General features: G+C 71.7%; 20 protein-coding genes. 11 read left to right on the top strand and 9 right to left on the bottom strand.

Annotated elements, in window-relative coordinates:
* Positions 1 to 126: 126 nt before the first annotated feature.
* From OHT61_RS10940 to OHT61_RS10930, 3 genes are all read left to right on the top strand, one after another.
* Positions 127 to 777: a mycothiol-dependent nitroreductase Rv2466c family protein gene (locus OHT61_RS10940; protein WP_329037299.1), complete on the top strand. Its 651-nt coding sequence runs from the start codon at positions 127 to 129 to the stop codon at positions 775 to 777.
* Positions 778 to 897: 120 nt separating this feature from the next.
* Entirely contained in the window at positions 898 to 2271 is a 1374-nt protein-coding gene (locus OHT61_RS10935; RefSeq protein WP_329037296.1) for an MFS transporter, read from the top strand.
* Positions 2261 to 3730 (top strand): pyridoxal phosphate-dependent decarboxylase family protein, encoded by a 1470-nt coding sequence (locus tag OHT61_RS10930; protein ID WP_329037294.1) that lies wholly within the window; start codon positions 2261 to 2263, stop codon positions 3728 to 3730. The genes OHT61_RS10935 and OHT61_RS10930 overlap by 11 nt, the downstream gene beginning before the upstream one ends.
* Positions 3731 to 3855: 125 nt before the next feature.
* On the opposite strand, the gene OHT61_RS10925 is transcribed toward OHT61_RS10930, so the two are convergent.
* The gene (locus OHT61_RS10925; protein ID WP_329037292.1) at positions 3856 to 4497 is read right to left on the bottom strand and encodes a superoxide dismutase; all 642 of its coding nucleotides are present in this window, start codon (positions 4495 to 4497) and stop codon (positions 3856 to 3858) included.
* Positions 4498 to 4638: 141 nt separating this feature from the next.
* Here OHT61_RS10925 and OHT61_RS10920 point away from each other — a divergent pair, with 141 nt between their 5' ends.
* Positions 4639 to 5103 (top strand): GNAT family N-acetyltransferase, encoded by a 465-nt coding sequence (locus OHT61_RS10920; protein WP_329037291.1) that lies wholly within the window; start codon positions 4639 to 4641, stop codon positions 5101 to 5103.
* Here the strand turns inward: OHT61_RS10920 and OHT61_RS10915 are convergent.
* A complete protein-coding gene (locus OHT61_RS10915; RefSeq protein WP_329037290.1) occupies positions 5096 to 6292 on the bottom strand; it encodes an MFS transporter in 1197 nt (398 codons plus the stop codon). The genes OHT61_RS10920 and OHT61_RS10915 overlap by 8 nt on opposite strands.
* A 59-nt stretch (positions 6293 to 6351) precedes the next feature.
* Between OHT61_RS10915 and OHT61_RS10910 the strand changes: the two genes are divergently transcribed.
* Complete coding sequence (locus tag OHT61_RS10910) at positions 6352 to 7317, top strand: ArsR/SmtB family transcription factor (protein ID WP_329037289.1); 966 nt, start codon at positions 6352 to 6354, stop codon at positions 7315 to 7317.
* Here OHT61_RS10910 and OHT61_RS10905 read toward each other — a convergent pair.
* From OHT61_RS10905 to OHT61_RS10895, 3 genes are all read right to left on the bottom strand, one after another.
* On the bottom strand, positions 7305 to 7955 hold the full coding sequence (locus OHT61_RS10905) for a CatB-related O-acetyltransferase (protein WP_329037287.1): 651 nt from the start codon (positions 7953 to 7955) through the stop codon (positions 7305 to 7307). The genes OHT61_RS10910 and OHT61_RS10905 overlap by 13 nt on opposite strands.
* Positions 7956 to 7992: 37 nt before the next feature.
* The gene (locus tag OHT61_RS10900) at positions 7993 to 9408 is read right to left on the bottom strand and encodes an amino acid permease (RefSeq protein WP_329037285.1); all 1416 of its coding nucleotides are present in this window, start codon (positions 9406 to 9408) and stop codon (positions 7993 to 7995) included.
* A gap of 119 nt (positions 9409 to 9527) precedes the next feature.
* Entirely contained in the window at positions 9528 to 10922 is a 1395-nt protein-coding gene (locus OHT61_RS10895; protein ID WP_329037283.1) for an amino acid permease, read from the bottom strand.
* A gap of 258 nt (positions 10923 to 11180) precedes the next feature.
* On the opposite strand from OHT61_RS10895, the gene OHT61_RS10890 reads away from it, so the two are divergent.
* A complete protein-coding gene (locus OHT61_RS10890) occupies positions 11181 to 11774 on the top strand; it encodes a biotin transporter BioY (protein ID WP_329037281.1) in 594 nt (197 codons plus the stop codon).
* Between the two features lie 264 nt (positions 11775 to 12038).
* Here OHT61_RS10890 and OHT61_RS10885 read toward each other — a convergent pair whose 3' ends face one another.
* Positions 12039 to 13478 (bottom strand): amino acid permease, encoded by a 1440-nt coding sequence (locus tag OHT61_RS10885; protein ID WP_329037279.1) that lies wholly within the window; start codon positions 13476 to 13478, stop codon positions 12039 to 12041.
* 248 nt (positions 13479 to 13726) lie between these two features.
* On the opposite strand from OHT61_RS10885, the gene OHT61_RS10880 reads away from it, so the two are divergent.
* Together OHT61_RS10880 and OHT61_RS10875 are read left to right on the top strand one after the other, a co-directional pair.
* Positions 13727 to 14215: a ribose-5-phosphate isomerase gene (locus OHT61_RS10880; RefSeq protein ID WP_329037278.1), complete on the top strand. Its 489-nt coding sequence runs from the start codon at positions 13727 to 13729 to the stop codon at positions 14213 to 14215.
* A gap of 75 nt (positions 14216 to 14290) precedes the next feature.
* Positions 14291 to 15112 carry an Fpg/Nei family DNA glycosylase gene (locus OHT61_RS10875; protein ID WP_329037277.1) on the top strand — a complete coding sequence of 274 codons (822 nt, stop codon included), beginning with the start codon at positions 14291 to 14293 and terminating at the stop codon, positions 15110 to 15112.
* A 24-nt stretch (positions 15113 to 15136) separates the two neighbouring features.
* On the opposite strand, the gene OHT61_RS10870 is transcribed toward OHT61_RS10875, so the two are convergent.
* Complete coding sequence (locus OHT61_RS10870) at positions 15137 to 16369, bottom strand: GNAT family N-acetyltransferase (RefSeq protein WP_329037276.1); 1233 nt, start codon at positions 16367 to 16369, stop codon at positions 15137 to 15139.
* Positions 16370 to 16474: 105 nt separating this feature from the next.
* Between OHT61_RS10870 and OHT61_RS10865 the strand changes: the two genes are divergently transcribed.
* Positions 16475 to 17620: a PP2C family protein-serine/threonine phosphatase gene (locus OHT61_RS10865; protein ID WP_329037275.1), complete on the top strand. Its 1146-nt coding sequence runs from the start codon at positions 16475 to 16477 to the stop codon at positions 17618 to 17620.
* A 119-nt stretch (positions 17621 to 17739) separates the two neighbouring features.
* Here OHT61_RS10865 and OHT61_RS10860 read toward each other — a convergent pair whose 3' ends face one another.
* A complete protein-coding gene (locus OHT61_RS10860; RefSeq protein ID WP_329037273.1) occupies positions 17740 to 18921 on the bottom strand; it encodes a cation:proton antiporter in 1182 nt (393 codons plus the stop codon).
* Positions 18922 to 19072: 151 nt separating this feature from the next.
* On the opposite strand from OHT61_RS10860, the gene OHT61_RS10855 reads away from it, so the two are divergent.
* Entirely contained in the window at positions 19073 to 19573 is a 501-nt protein-coding gene (locus OHT61_RS10855) for an HD domain-containing protein (protein ID WP_329037271.1), read from the top strand.
* A gap of 48 nt (positions 19574 to 19621) precedes the next feature.
* Here the strand turns inward: OHT61_RS10855 and OHT61_RS10850 are convergent, their stop codons facing one another.
* Positions 19622 to 20797 carry an acyltransferase family protein gene (locus tag OHT61_RS10850; protein ID WP_329037269.1) on the bottom strand — a complete coding sequence of 392 codons (1176 nt, stop codon included), beginning with the start codon at positions 20795 to 20797 and terminating at the stop codon, positions 19622 to 19624.
* 480 nt (positions 20798 to 21277) lie between these two features.
* On the opposite strand from OHT61_RS10850, the gene OHT61_RS10845 reads away from it, so the two are divergent.
* Positions 21278 to 21472 carry a hypothetical protein gene (locus OHT61_RS10845; RefSeq protein WP_329037267.1) on the top strand — a complete coding sequence of 65 codons (195 nt, stop codon included), beginning with the start codon at positions 21278 to 21280 and terminating at the stop codon, positions 21470 to 21472.
* Positions 21473 to 21487: the final 15 nt, after the last annotated feature.

The following is a 21487-nucleotide window of genomic DNA, read 5'->3' as shown; positions in this document are numbered from 1 at the left end:
CTCCTTCGTGTCTCATTCGAACACCTTTGATCCTCGCATGCGGGCATCCGGCGGCGTGCACGGGAATGGCCTGAGTGCTCCGTGGTGTTCTGCGGAAAGGTGCAGACCGATTTCATGAGGAGAGACATGCCCGAGAACAGCACGGCCGCCGGCAAGGTCCCGGTCGACTTCTGGTTCGACCCGCTCTGTCCCTGGGCGTGGATGACCTCCCGCTGGGTGCTCGAGGTGGAGAAGCTCCGCGACATCGAGGTCCGCTGGCACGTGATGAGCCTGGCCGTCCTCAACGAGAGCCGGATCGACGAGCTGCCCGAGAAGTACGCGGACGTGATGCGCACGACGGCGTGGGAGTCCGTCCGCATCGTCATCGCCGCGCAGCAGAAGCACGGGGACGAGGTCGTCGGCCCCCTCTACAACGCACTCGGCACCCGCATCCACAACAACGGCGAGGGCCTCACCCGCGAGGCGTACGCGGGCGCCCTGGCGGACGTCGGTCTGCCGGCCGACCTGCTGGAGTACGCCGACTCCGACGCGTTCGACAAGGAGCTGCGCGCCTCCCACCAGGAGGGCATCGACAAGGTGGGCCAGGACGTCGGCACACCGGTCATCGCCGTACCCGGCTCGGACGGCAAGCAGGTCGCCTTCTTCGGTCCCGTCGTCACCCCCGCCCCGAAGGGCGAGGACGCGGCGAAGCTCTGGGACGGCACCCTGCTGGTCGCCTCGATCCCCGGCTTCTACGAGCTCAAGCGGACCCGGACCCAGGGCCCCGTCTTCGACTGATCCCGCGCGCTGCCGCAGGCCCGGACCGGCCGCACCGGTCCGGGCCGCGGTGCGCCTGCCGCGCGGCGTGGACGCCCCCGGGTATTGCCGAAGGGCTGAACCGTCGTTCATGATCTGGCCATGCCAGCTGCCGGTCCGGACCGTCCCGCGGCCCCGCCCCTGCCGCGCACCGTGCGGATCGGATACGGGCTCGGCTCGCTGTGCACGGGCACCTTCGCCACCGTGCCCGGCCTGATCCTGCTCTACTACCTGACCAACGTCCTCGCCGTGCCCGCCGCCGTGGCGGGCGCCGCCGTGTTCCTGCCCAAGGCGTGGGACGTCCTCGTCAACCCGCTGGTCGGCGCGCTCTCCGACCGCAGCCGGCTGCGCGGTGGACCGCGCCGCCCGTTCCTCCTGGCCGGCGCCTGCACCCTGCCGCCGCTCTTCGCGCTGATCTTCGCGGCGCCGCCCCTGCGCGGAGCCGCGGCCGCCGCCTACGTCGGCGCCCTGTTCCTCCTCGCCGCCACCGCGTACGCCGTCTTCCAGGTGCCGTACGTGACCATGCCCGCCGAGATGACCGAGGACCCGCGTGAACGCGGGCGCGTCCTCGGCTGGCGGGTGGGGTTCCTCGGCGTCGCGATCCTCCTGTCCGGCGCGCTCGCCCCCTCGATCGCCCACGCCGACGGCGACACCCCGCAGAGCTACCGGACGATGGGCGCCGTCGTCGCCCTGCTCCTGGCCGCCGGGATGTTCGGGGCGTGGGCCGCCACCCGCCGCGCCCCGGCCGTCGCCCGCAGCGAGGCCGAACCCTCCCTCCGGGCACAGCTCGCCGCCGCCCGCTCCAGCAGGCCGTTCCTCCACCTGGCCGGGATGTGGACGCTCCAGGCCCTCGCCATCGGCGTGATGCTCGCCGGGGTCCAGTACTTCGCGACGTACACCCTCGGCTCGGCGGGCGCCGTCACCCCGCTGTTCGTCTGCCTGATCGGCCCGCTCGTCCTCTTCATGCCGCTGTGGAACAGACTGGCCCGGCGCAAGGGCGTGACGTACGCCCAGTGGTGCGCGTCGCTGCTCTACACCTGCGGCGCCGTGCTCCTCGGCCTCACCGGCGTCGCGGGCCCGGCCGTCGGGTACGCCGCGGTGGTCCTCGTCGGCATCGCCTACGCCGGGCTGCAGTTGCTGCCGCTCACCATGCTCGCGGAGACCCTGGCCGCCGACGCCGTCGTCACCGGCAGGCGCAGGGCCGCCACCTTCACGGGGCTGTGGACGGCGGCCGAGACCCTGGCCTTCGCCCTGGGCGCCGGCGTGTTCGCCCTCGTCCTCGCCGCGACCGGCTTCCGCTCGTCCGACGCCGCGCACCAGGTGGAGCAGCCGCACGCGGCCCTCACCGGCATCACCGCGGGGATGAGCCTGCTGCCCGCCGTCCTCGCCGCCGCGAGCCTCCTGCTGCTGAGCCGCTACCGCGTGACGCCGACCCTGCCCCACCCCCTCCAGGAAGAGCCCGCCCGTGCCGACTGAACCCGCCCTGCCCGACGGCCGCCCCGCCACCGAGGTGCTCGCCGAACTGCGCGCGCTGCGCGAGGCGGACGCGCCCACCCGTGGGGGCCGTACCTTCGCCTACGTCTACGACGCCGGGCTGGAAGGGCTGGACGAGCTGGCCGCCGACGCGTACACCGCCTTCGCCACGGTCAACGCCCTCGATCCCACGGTCTTCCCGAGCGTCGCCCGGCTGGAGAACGACCTGGTGGCGGCCGTCGCCGCGCTGCTCGGCGCCCCGGGTGCCCAGGGGACGTTCACCAGCGGCGGCACGGAGAGCATCCTGCTCGCGGTCAAGACCGCCCGCGACCACGGCCGCGCCGAGCGCGGGATCACCGAGCCCCGGATGGTGCTGCCCTCCACCGCCCACGCGGCCTTCCACAAGGCCGCCGCCTACCTCGGTGTCGAACCCTTCGTGGTGCCCGTCGACCCCGTCACCTTCCGCGCCGACGCCGAGGCCATGGCCGCCGCGCTGGACGACCGCACCGTGCTGGTGGTCGCCTCGACGCCCTCGTACGCGCACGGAGTGATCGATCCGGTGGCCGGGATAGCGGCTGCCGCCGCCGCGCGCGGGGTGCTCTGCCATGTGGACGCCTGCATCGGGGGCTGGATCCTGCCCTACCTGCGGCGCGCCGGGCGCGAGGTGCAGCCCTTCGACCTGTCCGTGCCGGGCGTCACCTCCCTCTCCGTGGACCTGCACAAGTACGGCTACGCGGACAAGGGCGCCTCCGTGGTCCTCTACCGCGATGCCGCGCTCCGCCGGTACCAGTACTTCGCCCACGCGGGCTGGCCCGGCTACCCCGTCGTCAACCCGACGGTGCAGGGCACCAAGTCCGGGGGACTGCTGGCCCAGGCATGGGCGGTCCTCCAGCACGTCGGCGAGGAGGGGTACACCGCGCTCGCCGGCCGGGTGGGGGAGGCGTCGGACCGGCTGCTCGCCGGGCTGCGCTCCATCGACGGCGTCCGCGTCCTGGGTGATCCCGCGGCCGGGCTCGTCGCGTTCACCGTCGCCGGGCGGGAGGACGGGGCCCCCGACCTCAGCCTGCTCCTGCACCTGGCCGACGAGATGCGCGAGCTGGGCTGGTACCTCCAGCCGCAGCTCTCCTTCGACGGCCTGCCGCCCAACCTCCACCTCACCCTGACGCCCGCCACCGTCGGCCAGGTCGGACCGCTCCTCGACGACCTCACCGCCGCGCTGGCGAAGGCCCGGGCGCTGGACCCGGTGGCGGTCGACCCGGCCCTCGCGTCGTTCGCGGCCGGGCTGGATCCCGCGACGCTCGGCCCGGACGAGATCGACGCCGTCCTCGCCTTCGCCGGACTCGGCGGCGACGGTGGACTCCCGGGCCGGATGGCACCCGTGCTCGTCCTGCTCGACGCGCTGCCCCGGGCGCTCAAGGAGCGGCTGCTGGCCGAGTTCATCGGTTCCGTCTTCAGGATCTGACGCACGCCCGCGGCGCACGGCATGGGTGAGCCCCCGCGAGTCATGTCCTCGCGGGGGCTCACCGTTCATCCGCCTGCCCGGTGAAGGTTGAGAAGACGATCACGAGGCAGGACGCATCGGGTCCGTCAGGGGGCCAGCAGCAGTACGTCGGCGCGCTCCTTGGCCGCGGCGTAGCGCTTGGCCACGTCCTGCCAGTTGACGACGCGCCACATCGCCTCGATGAAGTCGACCTTCTGGTTCTTGTACTGCAGGTAGAAGGCGTGCTCCCAGGCGTCGAAGACCAGGATCGGGACCGAGCCCTGGCCGACGTTGCCCTGGTGGTCGTAGACCTGCTCGACGATCAGCCTGCCGCTGAGGGGCTCGTAGGCGAGGACGCCCCAGCCGGAGCCCTGCGTGGTCGCCGCGGCCTTCGTCAGCTGGGACTTGAAGCCGGCGTACGAGCCGAAGGACTCCGTGATCGCGTCCGCGAGGTCGCCCACTCCGTCCGCCGCGAGCGGCTCGCCGCCGCCGTCACCGGTCATGTTGTGCCAGTAGATCGAGTGCAGGATGTGGCCCGACAGGTGGAAGGCGAGGTTCTTCTGGAGGCCGTTGACGGCGCCCCAGGCCTCCTTGTCGCGGGCCTCCTCCAGCTGCTCCAGGGTGTCGTTCGCACCCTTGACGTACGCCGCGTGGTGCTTGTCGTGGTGGAGCTCGATGATCTGCGGGTTGATGACCGGTTCGAGCGCCGCGTAGTCGTACGGGAGTTCCGGAAGCGTGTACGTGGCCATGGGTTCGAACCCTCCAACTGCTGACAGGTTGTTGTTGCTAGTCATTCGCAATTGCAGGCTAGCAGGGGTAGGCCACGGAAGTGATCAGCCCTTGGTCTCAGGCCTGGATAATCGCGGGACGGCATGACGGAGGGGGAGCCGATGGTGGACGTACGGGAAGGGCGGCCCGAGGAGGCCGGCGCACTGACCGGCCTGGCGCTGCGGTCCAAAGCGCACTGGGGGTACGACGAGGAGTTCCTGGCGGCGTGCCGGGACGAACTGACGGTGAGCCCCGACGACACGGCGGACGGCCGCACGGTGGTCGCTGAGGAGCACGGCCGTGCCGGCCGCGTCCTGGGCTTCGCCACGCTGGCCGGAGAGCCACCCGAGGGCTCCCTGGCCATGATGTTCGTCGAGCCGGACGCCATCGGACGGGGCGTGGGGCGGCTCCTGTTCGAGCACATCGTGGTACGGGCGCGGCGGTCCGGGTTCGTACGGCTCACCATCGACGCCGACCCCAACACCGAGGCGATCTACACGGCGATGGGCGCGGTGCGGATCGGCTCGACGCCGTCGGGCTCCGTGCCGGGCCGGAGGCTGCCGCTGCTGGAGCTCGTCCTCAGGTGACGGGCAGGCGGGGGGCTTCGGTGCCCCGCGCGCGATCGCGGCGCAGCCCCGGCGCCAGGAGCAGTGTCACGACGAGGGAGGCCGCGGCCATCACCGTGATCGCCGTCGCGGGGGAGCTCCACCGGGCGACGGTGCCCGCCAGCGCGGCCGCGACGCCCTGCAGGGCGAGCATTCCCGACGCGTGCAGGCCGAGGGCCTGCCCGGTCGACGCCTCCGGGGTCAGGGCCATCAGCCGCTCCTGGAGCAGGAGGCTCGCCGAGAAACCCGTCGACGCCATGGTGGCGAGAACGAGAGACCACGGCAGCCCCGGCCGCCACGCGAACAGGAGATAGGGGGTGGCGAGCAGCAGGAGCACCGGCGTACCGAGCCGGCCGTGCCATCGCGGTGGCACCAGACGTCCCGCCACCGTGTCCCCGGCCAGCATCCCGAGCGCGGCGCACGCGAAGAGCAGCCCCGCCCGGTCCGGCATGTACGGGACGAAGAGCGACTCGCAGCCGACGACCAGGCCGTTGGGCAGCCAGAGGGCGAGGTAGACGCGCCGCCTGGGGGCCGAGGACAGCAGCAGCGCGTTCGTCCGCCAGGTCTCGGCCACCGAGGGCCTGCCCGCCGCCCGGGCCGGCCGCCGGGACAGACCGAACCGGGCCACCGCGGCACCGGCGGCGTACAGCGCGGCGGCGACCAGCAGGGTGCCGCGCGGGGACAGGGCCGCGACCAGGACGCCTCCGGCCGCGTAACCGCAGACCTGCACGGTGCCCGCGCACATGTTGAGCACCGAACGCCCCAGCAGGTACGCCTCCCTGGGCAGGATCTCGCCGAGCAGCCCGTACCGCACCCCGCCGGCCACGGCGGCGACCGCACCCTCGCCCAGGACCACGGCGAACACCACGGGCAGCGGCAGCCCGGGCACGGCGAGGACGGCGGTGCCGAGTCCGAAGACCAGGGCGGCGCAGCTCAGCCCCGCACGCGGCGGGAGCCGGTCCGCCGCCGACATGAGCAGGGTCGCGCCGATCAACTGGGCCAGCGAGGAGCCGAACATGGAGAGCGCGGAGAGCAGGGGAGACCCCGTGGCCGAGAACACGAGGATCCCCAGGGCCAGTCCGCCCGTGGTCGACGCCGCGCCCTGCAGGGCGCCGGTCGCGAAGAGGGCGCCGAACTGCGGCACGCGGAAGACTTCCCGGTAGGTGAGCATGCCGGGGAGTCTCGGCCGGTGCCCCGTGCGGCCGTTACTGTTTCGCGGGGAGGCGAAACGTGGGGTGGTGGCAGGTCGGCGCGGACACACTGGCCGCGGGCAGGTTCGTCGTGTCGGAACTGGCCGAGGTCACGGCCACGCTCCAGTTCCTGTACCGCGGCACGGCGGCGAACCCCGCCGAACGCTCGTGGCTGGACACGCACGGACCCGCCTACCGCGCCCGCCTCGCCGACGATCCGGCCGCGGAACGTCTTGTCGGGATCGGGCTCGGCGGCCACTGGAACGCGGACTTCCTCACCCCCACGCCCAGCGGCCCCGGCACGTTCGCCCAGGAAGTCGACCGGGTGCGGCGGACGTCCCGGGAGGACGCCCGTGCGGACCTGGAGGTCTCGGGAGGGGGCCCGCTGCCGGCCGTGCTGCTCGCCGCCGACCTGCCGCGGTGCGCCGCCGGTCTGCTGGAATGGGTGTGGGAGCGCGTCGTGCGCCCGGACTGGCCGCGTCGGCGCCGGATCATCGAGGCTGACGTCGTGGCGCGCGCCGCCCAGCTGAGCCGGGGCGGCTGGGCCGCGACTCTGGAGAGCCTGAACCCGGGCATGCGCTGGCTGGGCGGAAGCAGGCTCCAGGTCAACCCGCGTGACTACCCGCCACGTGAACTGGCCGGCGCGAACCTGGTGTTCGTCCCGGTCACGCCCCGTCAGGGGTGGGTCTCCTGGGACGCGTCGGCGCAGCGGTACGCGATCGTGTACGCGTGTTCGGGGGTCCTCTCCGACGCGGGCCGGCCCGTGGTGCCCGACAGCCTCGGCCGGCTGCTCGGACCGGCGCGCGCCGGCGTCCTCGTGCTCCTCGACCGGCCAAGGAGCACCACGGAGCTGGTGGCACTGACCGGGCAGGGGCTCGGGTCGGTGGGCCGGCACCTGAAGGTGCTGCTGGACGCGGGGCTCGCCGGGCGCCGCAGGTCGGGCCGCTCCGTCCTCTACTTCCGCACGGAGGCCGGCGACGTGCTCCTGCGGGCTCAGCCGGGCTGAGGCGCGGCCGCCTCCAGGTCGTCGATACTGCCGGACATGAGGGTGCGCACGTGCGCGGTGATGTGTTCGGCGGGCCAGTCCCACCAGGCGAGGGCGAGGAGCCGGGCGATGTCCTTCCCGTCGTGGCGCATGCGGATCAGCTTCGCCGGGTTGCCGCCGACGACGCCGTAGTCCGGCACGTCGGAGGTGACGACCGACCCGGTGGCGAGGATCGCGCCGTTCCCGATGCGTACGCCCGGCATCACGGTCACCCCGTGGCCGAACCACACGTCGTGGCCGACCACGGTGTCGCCCCGGCCGGGCAGCCCGGTGAGCAGGTCGAAGTGGTCCGCCCAGGAGCCCCCCATCGTGGGGAAGGGGAACGTGGAGGGCCCGTCCATACGGTGGTTGGCGCCGTTCATGATGAACCGCACCCCGGTCCCGATGGCGCAGAACCGGCCGATGACCAGCTTCTCCGGGCCGTAGTGGTACAGCACGTTGCGGGTCTCGAAGGCCGTCGCGTCATCGGGGTCGTCGTAGTAGGAGTAGGCGCCGGCCTCGATGAGGGGGGAGGTGACGAGCGGCTTCAGCTGCACCACCCTCGGCTGGCCGGGCATCGGGTGCAGCACGGTCGGATCCGCGGGGAGAAGTGGACTCATGGGGGGCACCCTCGCAGAAGGACCGTGCCGCCTGCACTCAGTTTTGGGCCGGGGCGGTCCGCTCGGCCCGCTTCTGGCGCACCAGGCCGGTCACGATCAGCGCGGCGGTCAGCGCACCGGTCGCCAGCAGCTGGTCGCGCGTGCCGGGCTGGCGCAGCATCAGGAGGAAGATGCCGGCCATGGCGGCCAGCGCCACGATCGTCAGCACCGGGAAGAGCCACATGCGCACGACGAGCCGGTCCGGCGCCTCCCGCTCGGTCCGCCTGCGCAGGATCAGCTGCGAGACGGCGATGAAGATCCAGACGACCAGGATCACGGCGCCGATCATGTTGAGGAGCCATGGGAAGACGTCCTCGGGGCGCCAGTAGCTGAGCAGCACGCACAGGAAACCGAAGACGGACGAGGCGAGCACCGCGTTGCGGGGGACACCCGAGGACACCTTGCCGAGGACCTTCGGGCCCTGGCCGCGGGCGACGAGGGAGCAGGCCATGCGCGAGGAGCCGTAGATGTTCGCGTTCATCGCGGAGAGCAGGGCGACGAGGATGACCACGTTCATGATCTCCGCCGCGCCGCTGATGCCGAGGTGGTCGAGCATCGCGTAGAACGGGCCGACTTCGGCGACCTGGGGGTCGTCCCAGGGGACGAGGGTGACGACGACCGCCATCGAGCCGACGTAGAAGACCGCGATCCGCCACATCGCCGTACGTACGGCCTTGGCGACGCCCCGCACCGGGTTCTCGGACTCCGCCGCCGCGATGGTGACCGTCTCCAGGCCGCCGTACGCGAAGACGGAGGCCAGCAGTCCGATGATGAACCCGTTCGAGCCGTGCGGCAGGAACCCGCCGTCCGCGGTGAGGTTCGAGGCGCCGGGGGAGTCCGTGCCGGGCAGGAGGCCCAGGACGGCGAGCACGCCGAGCACCAGGAAGAGGCTGATCGCGACGACCTTGAGCGCCGCGAACCAGAACTCGAACTCGCCGAAGTTCTTCACCGCGGCCAGGTTCGTGCCGAGGAACACCAGCATGAACAGGGCCACCCACGCCCACTCCGGAGTCCCCGGCAGCCAGCCCGTGACGATCTGCGCGGCGCCGATGCCCTCCAGGCCGACGGCGACGCAGAGCAGCACCCAGAACGACCACCCGGCGGTGAAGCCCGCCCACGGTCCGATCGCCCGTTCCGCGTGGACGGAGAAGGAGCCGGACGCGGGGTTGGCCGCGGACATCTCGCCGAGCATCCGCATCACGAACATGACCAGCAAGCCGGAGATGCCGTAGGCGACGACGATGGACGGGCCCGCCGACGCGATCCCCGCACCCGAGCCGACGAACAGCCCGGCGCCGATGACACCCCCGAGGGCGATCATCGACAGGTGGCGCTGCTTGAGGCCGTGGGTGAGGGCGGAGTCGGCGGTGGGGGCCGCGGAGTCCGTGGGGGGCGGCGCAGAGGTCCGGGACATGGGGCGGCTCTGTTCACTGGTGGGGACAGGGGACGGCCCACAGTCTGAACACGCGTCCCGGCGACAGGGAACGGCTGTCCGCTATACGGTCACCGGGTTCACACATCGTGCCCACCCGCCTACCGCCGGGCCTGTGACTCCCGCACGGCCGCCACGACCAGCACGACGCCGGTGGCCCCCGCCGACCACAGCACCTGCGGGCGGGCCGTGTCGTCGGTGAGCATCAGCAGCAGGACGCCCAGCAGACCGGCCAGCGTCACCCAGGTCAGATACGGGAAGCACCACATCCGCAGCGCCAGGCCGCCGGGCGCCTCGCGCTCCAGCGTGCGCCGCAGCCGCAGTTGGGAGGCCGCGATCAGGCCCCACACGAACAGCAGCACCGCGCCGACCGAGTTGAGCATGTAGAGGAACACCGTGTCGGGCCAGCGGAGGTTGAGCAGGACGGAGACGAACCCGAAAGCCACCGAGGCCAGCACCGCGCGCCGGGGGACCCCGCCGCCGGCCGGCCCGGCCGCGGCCCTGAGCAGACCGCGCGGCGCCTCCCCGCGCTCGGCCAGCGAGAAGATCATGCGTGACGATCCGTACAGGTTGGCGTTCAGCGCGGAGAGCAGCGCGACGAACACCACGATGTTCATGATCTGCCCGGCCGACGGCACGCCCAGCGAGTCCAGGACCTTCACGTACGGGCTCAGTCCCGCCCGTTGCGCGGTCCACGGCAGCACGGTCACGACGACCAGCATGGAACCGACGTAGAAGAAGAGGATGCGCACCACCGCGCTGCGCACCGCGCGGCCCACCGCGCGCGCCGGATCGTCGGTCTCGGCCGCCGCGATCGTGACGACCTCCAGCCCGCCGAAGGCGAACACCACGGTGAGCACACCGGAGACGACCCCGCTCCAGCCGTTCGGGAGGAAACCGCCCCGGCCGGTCAGATTCGTCAGACCCACCGGATCCGTGTCCGGGAGCAGGCCGAGGACGGCCAGCAGGCCGAGCACCAGGAAGGCCGCGATGGCGGTCACCTTGAGCGCGGCGAACCAGAACTCGAACTCGCCGAAGTTCTTCACCGCCGTCAGGTTGGCCACCGTGAACACGACCATGAACAGCAGCACCCACAGCCACTGATCCACCGCGGGCACCCACCCGTGGGCGATCTGCGCGGCGGCGGTCGCCTCCACGGCGAGGACCACCACCAGCAGGAACCAGTAGAGCCAGCCCACCCCGAAACCGGCCCAGCGGCCGAGCGCGCGCTCCGCGTGGACGGAGAACGACCCGGACGCGGGCATCGCCGCCGACATCTCGCCCAGCATCCGCATCACGAGCATCGCCAGCGTGCCCGCGATCAGGTAGGAGACGACGACCGCCGGCCCGGCGACCGCGATCCCGGCACCCGAGCCGACGAACAGTCCCGCTCCGATCACCCCGCCGAGACCGAGCATCGTCAGATGGCGCTGTTTCAGGCCGTGCGTCAGGGCTTTCGGGGGTGCGGGGGACTGCGTGGGGGGCGCGTCATGCATGAGGTGCGGGTCACTCCGGGATCATTTATGGGGAACCTACAGTCTCACGGCCCGGAGCCCCGTCCCGAACCGTGGCCGGCGTGCTTCCTCACCTCAGTGACCAGCATCACGTCGAGGAGAGATTGCGCAACCCCCTTTGTGCGAACCCGACTAAGCCGTCAACCACCGCTTTGTGGGCGGCTGATGGTGATCGAGCGATATTCAGTCGGCTAACGTCACCATCAGTCCTGCCCTGCCGATCTCACCCGCGGAGTCCTGATGAGCACTGCTGCCGCCCCCGCCCGCTCCGGAGCGGTCCTCGCCGACCTGCTGCCCGCGGCCCGGAACCGTTACGCCGTCGACACGGCCCTGGTCCTCGGCGGCGCCGCGCTCACCGGCATCGCCGCGCAGATCGCCGTGCCCGTCCCCGGCTCCCCGGTCCCCGTGACCGGCCAGACCTTCGCCGCACTGCTCATCGGCACCGCCCTCGGCGCGCGCCGCGGTTTCCTCTCGCTCGCCCTGTACACGCTCGTCGGCATGGCCGGCGTGCCGTGGTTCTCCGAGGGCAGCTCCGGCGCCGGCGGCGCGTCCTTCGGCTACGTCCTCGGCATGCTCCTCGCCGCCACGGTCGTCGGCGGCCTCGCCCGCCGCGGCGGCGACCGGTCGGTCCTGCGCACCGCGGGCACCATGGCGGTCGGCTCCCTGATCATCTACGCGGTCGGCGTGCCCTACCTCGCGCTGTCCACCGGCATGTCCTTCGGTGCCGCCGTCGCGGCGGGCCTGGTGCCCTTCCTGATCGGCGACGCCCTCAAGGCGGCACTGGCGATGGGCGCCCTCCCCGCCTCCTGGAAGCTCCTCGGGCGTCGCGGCTGACGCCGGGTTTTCCACCACCGAAGGGGCCCGCCGGTCCGTGACGCGACACGTGACCGGCGGGCCTCTCGTATGTCCGGACCCGGGTGGTCCCGGCGGATCGACCCGGGGCAGCCGCGGAAGGTGGGCGCGGACCCCGTGAGGAGGGGGCACCGCGGAAGGCGCGCGCGGACCCATGAGGAGGGCTCCCCGCCCGTACGCCGCGCGGCGTGACGAGGGGGGAGCCCTCCTGGCATGACCGGCCCCGCCGTCAGGCGGGCGGGCCGGTCACTCGACCGGCGCCGCCGCCTTCCGGCTGCGGGCGTCCCGCACCAGCGAGACGGCCACCACCAGGGCCGCGACCAGCAGCGAGAGCAGCACCTGCTCGCGTCCGGCATCGTCGGTCAGCATGTAGACCAGGACGAAGGAGATCATCGCGATCGTCGCCCAGGTCAGGTACGGGAAGAGCCACATCCGTACGACGAGCTTCTCCGGCGACTCGCGCAGGATGATGCCGCGCATCCGCAGCTGGGTGAAGCAGATCACCAGCCACACGAACAGGGCGACCGCGCCGGAGGAGTTCAGCAGGAAGGCGAACACCGTGTCCGGCCACTGGTAGTTGAAGAACACCGCGACGAAACCGAACACCACGGACGACAGGATCGCCACCTGGGGCACGCCCCGCTTGTTCACCGTGGCGAACGCCTTGGGCGCGTCGCCGCGCTGCCCCAGCGAGAAGGCCATGCGCGAGGCCGTGTACAGGCCCGAGTTCAGGCAGGAGAGCACGGCCGTCAGCACGATGACGTCCATGACCTGGCCCGCGTGCGGGATGCCGATGACGTTGAGCGCGGCGACGTACGAGCCGTCCTCGACGATCGAGGGGTCGTTCCACGGCAGCAGGGTGAGGACGACGAAGATCGAGCCCAGGTAGAAGATCGCGATACGCCAGATCACGCTGTTGGTCGCCTTGGAGACGGCACGGCGCGGGTCCTCGGACTCGCCGGCCGCCAGCGTCACGATCTCGCTGCCCATGAAGGAGAAGACGACCATCAGGACACCCGTGAGGATGGCCCCCGGTCCCTCGGGGAAGAACCCTCCGGTGTCCGTGAGGTGGGCGAGGCCCGACCCCGCGTGGTCCGATCCCGGCAGCACTCCGAAGACGGCGAGCAGGCCCACGACGACGAACGCGCCGATCGCGACGACCTTGATCCCGGCGAACCAGAACTCGAACTCGCCGTACGAACCGACGGAGACCAGGTTGGTCGCCGTCAGCACCACCATGACGATCAGCGCCCAGGCCCACTGCGGCACGCCCGGGACCCAGCTCTCCAGGATCTTGGCGCCCGCCGTGGCCTCGACGGCGAGCACCACGACCCAGAAGAACCAGTAGAGCCAGCCGATGGAGAAGCCCGCCCAGCGGCCCAGGGCCTGGTCGGCGTAGGCGGAGAAGGAGCCGGAACTCGGCCGGGCGACGGCCATCTCGCCGAGCATCCGCATGACGAGGACGACCATGAGGCCGACCAGCGCGTAGGACAGGAGGATGGCCGGTCCCGCGGCGGCGATACCGGCTCCCGAGCCGACGAAGAGGCCGGCTCCGATCACGCCGCCGATGGCGATCATCGAGAGGTGACGGTTCTTGAGACCGGCCTTGAGCCCGTCCGGTGAGCCCGGCTCACCCGGCTCACCGGGCTGTTGGCCCGGACCTGCCAGAGTCGTCTGCGACGTCATGGATCGAATCCTTACGTTTTCTGATCACGTGTGTCGGTGTTGCCTCCGCTTGGGTGGTGCGGAGGCAAGGCCACGCATTCAAGCCCGGCCGGCGCAAGAAGCGGAACCCCCTGGTCCGGTTCCTTGACCCGATCGTTGCCGGAGTGGCATGGCCCACAGATCCCGCACGGAAGGCGATCCGGGAACGGCCCGGTGGGTCCCGACCCCGCTGACGATTACCCCGCCCGGTCCGTGTCACACTTCGCACCATGCGCGTGTACCTCGGCTCCGACCATGCCGGTTTCGAACTGAAGAACCACCTCGTCGAGTGGCTCACGGCCCACGGCCACGAGCCCGTCGACTGCGGTCCCCACATCTACGACGCCCAGGACGACTACCCGCCGTTCTGCCTCCGCGCCGCCGAGCGGACGGTCGCCGACGAGGGCAGCCTCGGCATCGTCATCGGCGGCTCCGGCAACGGGGAGCAGATCGCCGCGAACAAGGTCAAGGGTGTGCGCGCCGCGCTCGCCTGGAGCGAGCAGACCGCCGCTCTCGGCCGCGAGCACAACGACGCCAACGTGGTGGCCATCGGCGGCCGCATGCACACGGCCGAGGAGTGCACGAAGTTCGTCGAGATCTTCCTCGGCACCCCCTACTCGGGTGCCGAGCGCCACACCCGGCGCATCGACATGCTCTCGGCCTACGAGAACACCGGCGAACTCCCCCCGGTCCCGGCCCACCACCCGCAGCAGGGCTGACCCGCCCCGCACCCGCATCCCTCGTGCCGCCGGGCTCCCGCCCGGCGGCACACCCGCGTTCCCAGGAGACCAGCCGTGCCCGAGGGGCATACGATCCACCGCCTCGCGGCCGACCACCACGAGCGGTTCACCGGCCGGCCGGTGCGCGTGAGCAGCCCGCAGGGCACCTTCGCCGAGAGCGCCGCGCTGCTGGACGGCCGCACGTTCACGGGCGTCGACGCCCACGGCAAGCACCTCTTCCTCGGCTTCGAGGGCTCGGTGTGGATCCACATCCACCTGGGCCTCTTCGGCAAGCTCGGCTTCGGCGGGGTACCGGCCCCGCCCCCCACCGGCACCGTCCGGCTGCGCCTGCTCAACGACGCCCACCACGCCGATCTGCGCGGACCCACCACCTGCGCCCTGATCACCGCACCCGAGAAGCGCGCGATACACGACCGGCTCGGCCCGGACCCGCTGCGCGGCGACGAGGACGGCGAGCGTGCGTGGCGGCGCGTCTCCCGCAGCCGCGTCACCCTGGCCGCCCTGCTGATGGACCAGAAGGTCGTCGCGGGAGTCGGCAACGTCTACCGGGCCGAGGTCCTCTTCCGGCACGGCATCGACCCCTACCTCCCGGGCAAGGACCTGACCCGGGGTGAGTGGGACGCGCTCTGGGCCGACCTCCGCGTCCTGATGCGCGAGGGTGTGCGGCACAACCGGATCGACACCGTCCGGCCCGAGCACCTGCCCGAGGCGATGGGCCGGCCGCCGCGGGTCGACGACCACGGCGGTGAGGTCTACGTCTACCGTCGGGCCCGGCAGGCCTGCCACATCTGCGGCACCGGCATCCGCACGGCCGAACTCGCCGCCCGCAACCTCTTCTGGTGCCCGTCCTGCCAGCCGTCCGCGGGCGGACGCTAAGGACTGTCCCGCAATCCCCGGACCTCAGAACCCGTGCGGGCACCAGGGCTGGGTGTCCGAGGAGAGGGCGAGGGACGCCACGGCCAGCGCACCCGCCCGCAATTCCCGTACGAGTCCGGCCGCGGCCAGCATCGTCAGGGACACACCGCCCAGGTATGCGGCTGCCAACTCGTTGACCGAGAGTGCGAGTTCGGGATCCTCGTTCGTGCGGCGGCAGGTCGCCGCGCCCTCCGCGTCCGCCGTGAGCCGCCAACGCCCCGCGTTCCAGGGGCAGAAGGTGTCCTCCACCTCCAGCACCACGTCCACCGGGGTGCGGTAGCCCCGCGCCTCCAGCGCCTGCCCCAGCTCGACCAGCCGGACGTACAGCCCGTCCCGCGACCGCACCTCGCACCGCCGTACGTCCGAGACCAGCCGGAGCACCGCGTCGTCGGCGGGCCGGTTGCGGCACTCGACCACCGACGTCAGGTCGATGCCGGACAGGAAGCGCCACAGCGCCGCGTACGAGGCGGGGTCCAGCCCCATGAGGTCGCGCACCGCCACCGTGCCCCTGGGCCCGGAGTCGTCCCAGGAGGGGTGGAGGTGGTAGGTGACGTAGCCCGTCACCTCGCCGTCCCGCTCCGCGAGGACGCACTGCAGGGGAGAGCCCCCCTTCCGGGCGCTCTCCGGATCGCTGACCGGCACCCGTTCCCAGCCCGGCTGCCGCAGGGGAGTGCCGGGCCGCGACGCCGCCAGCCGGCCGTACACCGCCTCGCACGCGTCCAGGGCGTCCGCCGGCGGGACCCGGCGCAACCGCACCCCGTCCGTGCCCTCGGGCGCGGCGATCCGGACCCGGGACGTGTCGATCCGCAGGTTCGTCTCGGACGTCGCGGCGGCGTAGCCGAACCGTCCGTAGATCGCGGGCTCCGAGGCCAGCAGCACCGCGAGGGGCTCGCCCGCGGAGCGGATGCCGTCGAGCTGACGCCGCATCATCGCCGTGAGCAGTCCCTGCCTGCGGTGCGTCGGGGCGACGGTGACCATCGAGATCCCCGCGGCCGGCACCACCCGGCCGCCCGGCACGGCCACCCGGAAGCTGTACGCCCCGGCCGTCCCCACGCAGTCCGGGCCGTCCCAGTGGCCGAGGCACCGGTCCGGTTCCGCCAGCGCGGCGTACATCTCGCGGCCCTCGGGGGAGATCGGAACGCCGCCGAACGCCACCTCGACACAGCTGAGCCAGGCGTCCCAGTCCGCACGCGACAGCACACGCAATTCTGTGGTCATGCGCCCTGCCTACCAGGGCCGCGACGACCGGGCGACCCGGTTTCGAGGGCATTCTCACGGGGGTACCCCTGCACCGGAGGCCTCCGGGTCGATAAGGTCCGGGCAATGGCCCGTCGCAGAGGAGCAGACACCTACACCGCCCGGTGGCGAAGATCCATGCACCGGGCGCGCATCGCGCTGCGCCGGTCCGGAGTCGACTACTTCCGCGGTGACGGGAGCGACTGGATAGCCCTGGCCGGCCTCCTGATCGTCATTCCGGTGATCACCGTCTGCACCCTGCTCAACCCGGTCTGGTGCTCACCGACGGCCCTCGCGCTGCCGATCGTCGCCGGCGGCCTGCTGCTGCGCCCCGCCAGCCTGCTGGGCCTCTACGCCACCGCGGCCGCCGCCCTGATCGTGGAGTCCCTGGCTCTCGGCCCCTACTCGGAGGGCCCTGCCAGGGTCACACCGGGCACGGTCCTGGTCGTCGCGGCCTGCGGATTCTTCGGCCTGATCCTCGCGCAGTTCAGGGCCAGGGTGGGGGTGCCGTGGCGGCGCGGCGGCACGATGCTCTTCGACCTGCGCGAGCGGATCCGGGTCCAGAGCGCCCTGCCGAGGCTGCCTGAGGGCTGGCACCGCGAGATGGCGCTCCGCCCGGCGGGCGGACAGTCCTTCTCCGGCGACTTCGTCGTCGCCGCCCGGACGAACGGGGGGCGCACCCTGGAGGTCGTGCTCACCGACGTCTCCGGCAAGGGCATGGACGCCGGGTCCCGGGCCCTGCTGCTGTCCGGGGCGTTCGGCGGACTCCTGGGCTCCCTGCCGCCGCACGGCTTCCTCCCCGCGGCCAACGGGTATCTCCTGCGCCAGGACTGGGACGAGGGCTTCGCCACCTCCATCCACCTCGTCCTGGACCTGGAGTCCGGCGACTACGAACTGCTCTCGGCCGGCCATCCCCCCGCGCTCCAGCTGCACGCGGGGAGCGGCCGGTGGGAGGAGATGGCCGCCGAGGGGCCCCTGCTGGGGGTCTACGACGGGGCGGAGTTCGACGCGGTGAAGGGGTCCCTGGCGCCCGGTGACGTCCTGATGCTGTTCACGGACGGGCTGGTGGAGGCCTCCGACCGGGACATCGCGGAGGGCATCGACCGGCTGACAGGCGAGGCCGACCGCTACGTCGCCACGGGCTTCGAAGGCGCTGCCTGGCACCTGATCGAGGCCTGCGCGAAGGACGTCAACGACGACCGCGCGCTGCTGCTGCTGTCCCGTCGCGCCTGAACCATGCGCAACCGGTCGAAACGGTACAGGCGTCAACGAGAAGCCCCGCTCATCACTCATACGTGAGTCAATGCCGGGTCCGCGGGCCCCGGACCCGCGCACCCGTGCCGCTTGCCCCCTCAGACCGGTACCGCCTCCTTCTCCGCCTCCCGCTCCGGGGCCGTCCGGCCGCCGGGCAGGATCCTGGCGAGCCAGTGCGAGCGGCCGGCCGCCAGGGGCGAGAGGACGGCGAGCAGGAGCACGTACCCGGCGATGAACGGCGAGAGCCTTTCGTCCAGGCCCGCACCCGCGGCCATGGTGGCGAGGATCAGCGCGAACTCGCCCCGGGCCAGCAGGGTGGTGGAGATGTTCGCCGTGGCCCGCGGGCCGAAGGCGTAGATCCTCGCCGTGGCCATGCCCGCGAAGACGTTCATCGCCACGGTCACCGCCACGGCGGCCAGCACCGGCCACAGGACGCTGGGCAGGTCGCCCGGGTTGATGGACAGCCCGAACGCGAAGAAGAAGATCGCCCCGAAGGCGTCCCGCAGCGGATGCACCAGCTTGAGGATGCGCTCGCCGGACGAGGTGCTGCCCAGCATCAGGCCGACCATGAACGCGCCGATCGCGTCGGCGACCCCGAACCACTCCGAGACCCCGGCCACGAAGACCGCCGCACCCAGGAAGGAGATGACGAGGAGTTCGTCGTCCCGGGTGCTGATCAGCTTGCTGATCAGCTTCGTGCCGAACCGGGCCGCCGCGGCGAGCAGCAGCAGGAAGCCGAACGCCTTGCCGCCGTCCAGCACCGCGGCGCCGAGGCTGTCCGCGCCCGACAGGATCGGCTGCAGCGCCGCGAGGTAGAGCGCGAGGAAGACGTCCTCCACGACGATGATGCCGAGGATCGGGCGCGTCTCCGGGTTCCCGATGCGGCCCAGGTCCACCAGGACCTTTGTGACGATGGCCGACGACGAGATGCCGAGTACGCCCGCGAGGACCAGGGCCTCCGAGGTGCCCCACCCCAGCGCGAAGCCGAAGCCGAGGCCGGCGCCGACGTTCAGGGCGAGGTAGGTGCCGCCGGCGAGCGCCATCTTGCGCCCGCCCTTCTTCAGGTCGTCCAGGTGGAACTCGAGGCCGAGGTAGAAGAGGAGCAGCACCAGACCGAGCGCGGAGAGCATCTCCAGGTCGTGGGGGTCGTCGAGCAGGACGACCCCGGGCGTGTGGGGGCCCAGCAGGATGCCGGCGAGGATGAACAGCGGGATGGTGGGGAGTCCGATGCGCCCGCCCACGCGGGCGAGGACGGCGGCCGCGAGGAACGCGCCTCCCATGGCGATGAGCGTGTCTGCGTGTCCGATGAGCCCGTCTCCTTCGTCAGGTCAAGAGAGCGTCAAGAAATCGTCAGTAATTAGTTTACCGAACGATTGTGACCGGCTCTCCGGATCCGGTGGAGGACGCCCGGGCGCGGCGTAGAGTCGGCCCATGCCGACCGCGTACCTGACCCTGTCCGAGGTGGAGTCCGTCGCCCGCGAGGCCCACCGCCTCCAGACCGACAAGGCGGGGCGCCCGTACGCCGAACACCTGGCCGCAGTCGCGGAGGGCGTGCGGATCCGGGGCGGCAGTGAGGAACAGATCGCGGCGGCCTGGCTGCACGACGCGGTGGAGGACGGGGCGCTCTCCCGGCAGTGGCTGGACGACGCCGCGCTGCCCCGGCAGGTCAAGGACATGGTCCTCGCCGTCACCAAGCGGGACGGCGAGGACCTCTGCGCTTACACCGAGCGGATTCTCGCCACACCCGGAGCGCTGTTGATCAAGGAGTCGGATCTCGCCCACAACGCGGATCCGGACCGGCTCGCGGTCCTGGAAGCGGCGACCCGTACCCGGCTGACCGAGAAGTATGCGCAGGTGCGTGGGCTGCTCGGGCTCGGGGAGGGCGGAAGGCCCGGCGAAGGGCGGGATCAAGCCAACCCCGGGGCAGCCTGACCTGAGGGCCGGGCCGGCCCCGTCGGGACGGGGTCGATCCGGACAGGTTCAGCGCTTGGCGGGGCTCCGGCGGAACGCCCAGTTCATGTCGGGCTCGGTGGCGAAGCGCAGGGCGCGACGGACCGGCGGGGTGCACAGCAGGGTGACCGCGACGGCCGCGACGAGCGACACGACGGCCAGTCCGGCGGGGCCCTTGAGCCACTCGTAGCGGTCGAACAGGCCGTAGTAGCCGGCGCCCTTCACCAGGAAGCCGTGCAGCAGGTAGCCGCAGATCGTTCCGGCGCCCAGCACGGTGAACCACATGTGCCGGCGCGGGACCCAGGACAGGAAGCCGATGGTGAGGAGCAGCGCGCACCCGAACATGGCGAGGGTCATCACGGCCCCCGACCACCACGGGGCGTCCAGCTCCTGCGCGGCGCTGCTGCGGTAGAACCAGCCCAGCTGCATGCGCGGCGCCGCCCAGTACGCGAAGAGGAGTGCTCCGGCGAACAGCGGGAGGGCCATCAGCCGCACCTCGCGCCGCCGGACCAGCTGGAAGTGCTCGGGCTTCATCAGCAGGCCGAGCACGAAGAACGGCAGGAGCTGGCAGACGCGTTGCAGGTCCAGGTCGTCACCGATGCCGGGCGTCACCGAGGCGAGCACGGCGACGGTCAGGGCCACGGGCAGCGGATGACGCAGGGACTGCCACATCGGGGTGGTGACGCGCCAGATGAACAGCGCGATCAGGAACCAGGTGAGGAACAGCGGGTCGAGCAGGGTGATCTGGGTGTCGTCCGCACCGCCGGCGAAGCGCTTGAAGAGCGAGTACGCGGTCTCGAAGAGCACGTACGGCACGAGGACCCCGGTGACCAGGCGCCTCACCTTGGGTGCGCTCATGTCGAACGAGCGTGAGAAGTAGCCGGAGACGAGGATGAACGCCGGCATGTGGAAGGTGTAGACGACCATGTACAGCGCCCGGGCGGTGCGGCTGCCGTCCATCACCGGTTCCCACGCGTGCGCCACCGCGACGAGCACGATGGCGAGGTATTTCACGTTGTCGAAGTACGCGTCGCGCCGCTTGGCCGGTGCGGGCGTCGCGGCGCGTGCGGGGGCGGTGCCGGAGGTGCTTCCGGGGGTCGGGGAGGGCCGCCCGGCGACCGCCAGGGGCTGCGGTCGTCTGGGCTCCGACTCCCGGCTCTCCGGGGTGATCGGGGACCGCTGGATTTCGCTCGGAGCTTTGGACATCGGATGCACCTTAGACCCGTCGATCGGTATGCGTAAAACCCTCAAGAAATAATGCGTGTGCCCGGGCGCTCGAATATGAAACCACCCATCTCTGTCCGTTCTGTGCTGATTCATCCGCCTTAAATGGTGCATTTCGGAGGGTGATTAATGAAGGTGAATTACGTCGCACGAACGCCCGCCGAATTGCTGTGGATGAAGTGTGGGGATAGTGAAACGATCACGGCGGCCGATATGCGGAGCGCCCTCCGCGCGAGGGCTGCGGAGAATGCGCCGGCAGGGCGCGCCCCCCTTGCGGGGCCTTGGTCCGCGCCGGAGCGCACACGGGCGCGCGCGGGCGCGAGGATGGCGCGATCCGGTCAGTCCACTCCGTCACCCGGCAGCAGTGACGGGGGAGTTGGTGGCACGATGGGCGCGACGGAGGTGTGCCGGGCCGCATGCCACCGGGCCGGCAAGGCGGACCGACCAAGGGTGTGATCAGTCGTGGCCATTTCACTGTCTGTGGTGCTTCTGCTGGGGATCGTCCTGGTGGTGCTGATCCGCGGCGGATCCCTCAAGGGCGGGCCGGCGGTCGTCGCCGTGCTGTTCGGCTTCTTCCTCGCCTCGACGGGCATGGCCCCGTCGATCAACAGATTCATGAACTCGATAGCCGACACGATCAACCAGATCAACTTCTGACGGCATACGAAAGAA

The organism is Streptomyces sp. NBC_00178 (assembly GCF_036206005.1).
Lineage (GTDB): Bacteria > Actinomycetota > Actinomycetes > Streptomycetales > Streptomycetaceae > Streptomyces.
The sequence above is the reverse complement of the archived record's forward strand: the minus strand, read 5'-3'. Positions and strand labels throughout refer to the sequence as shown.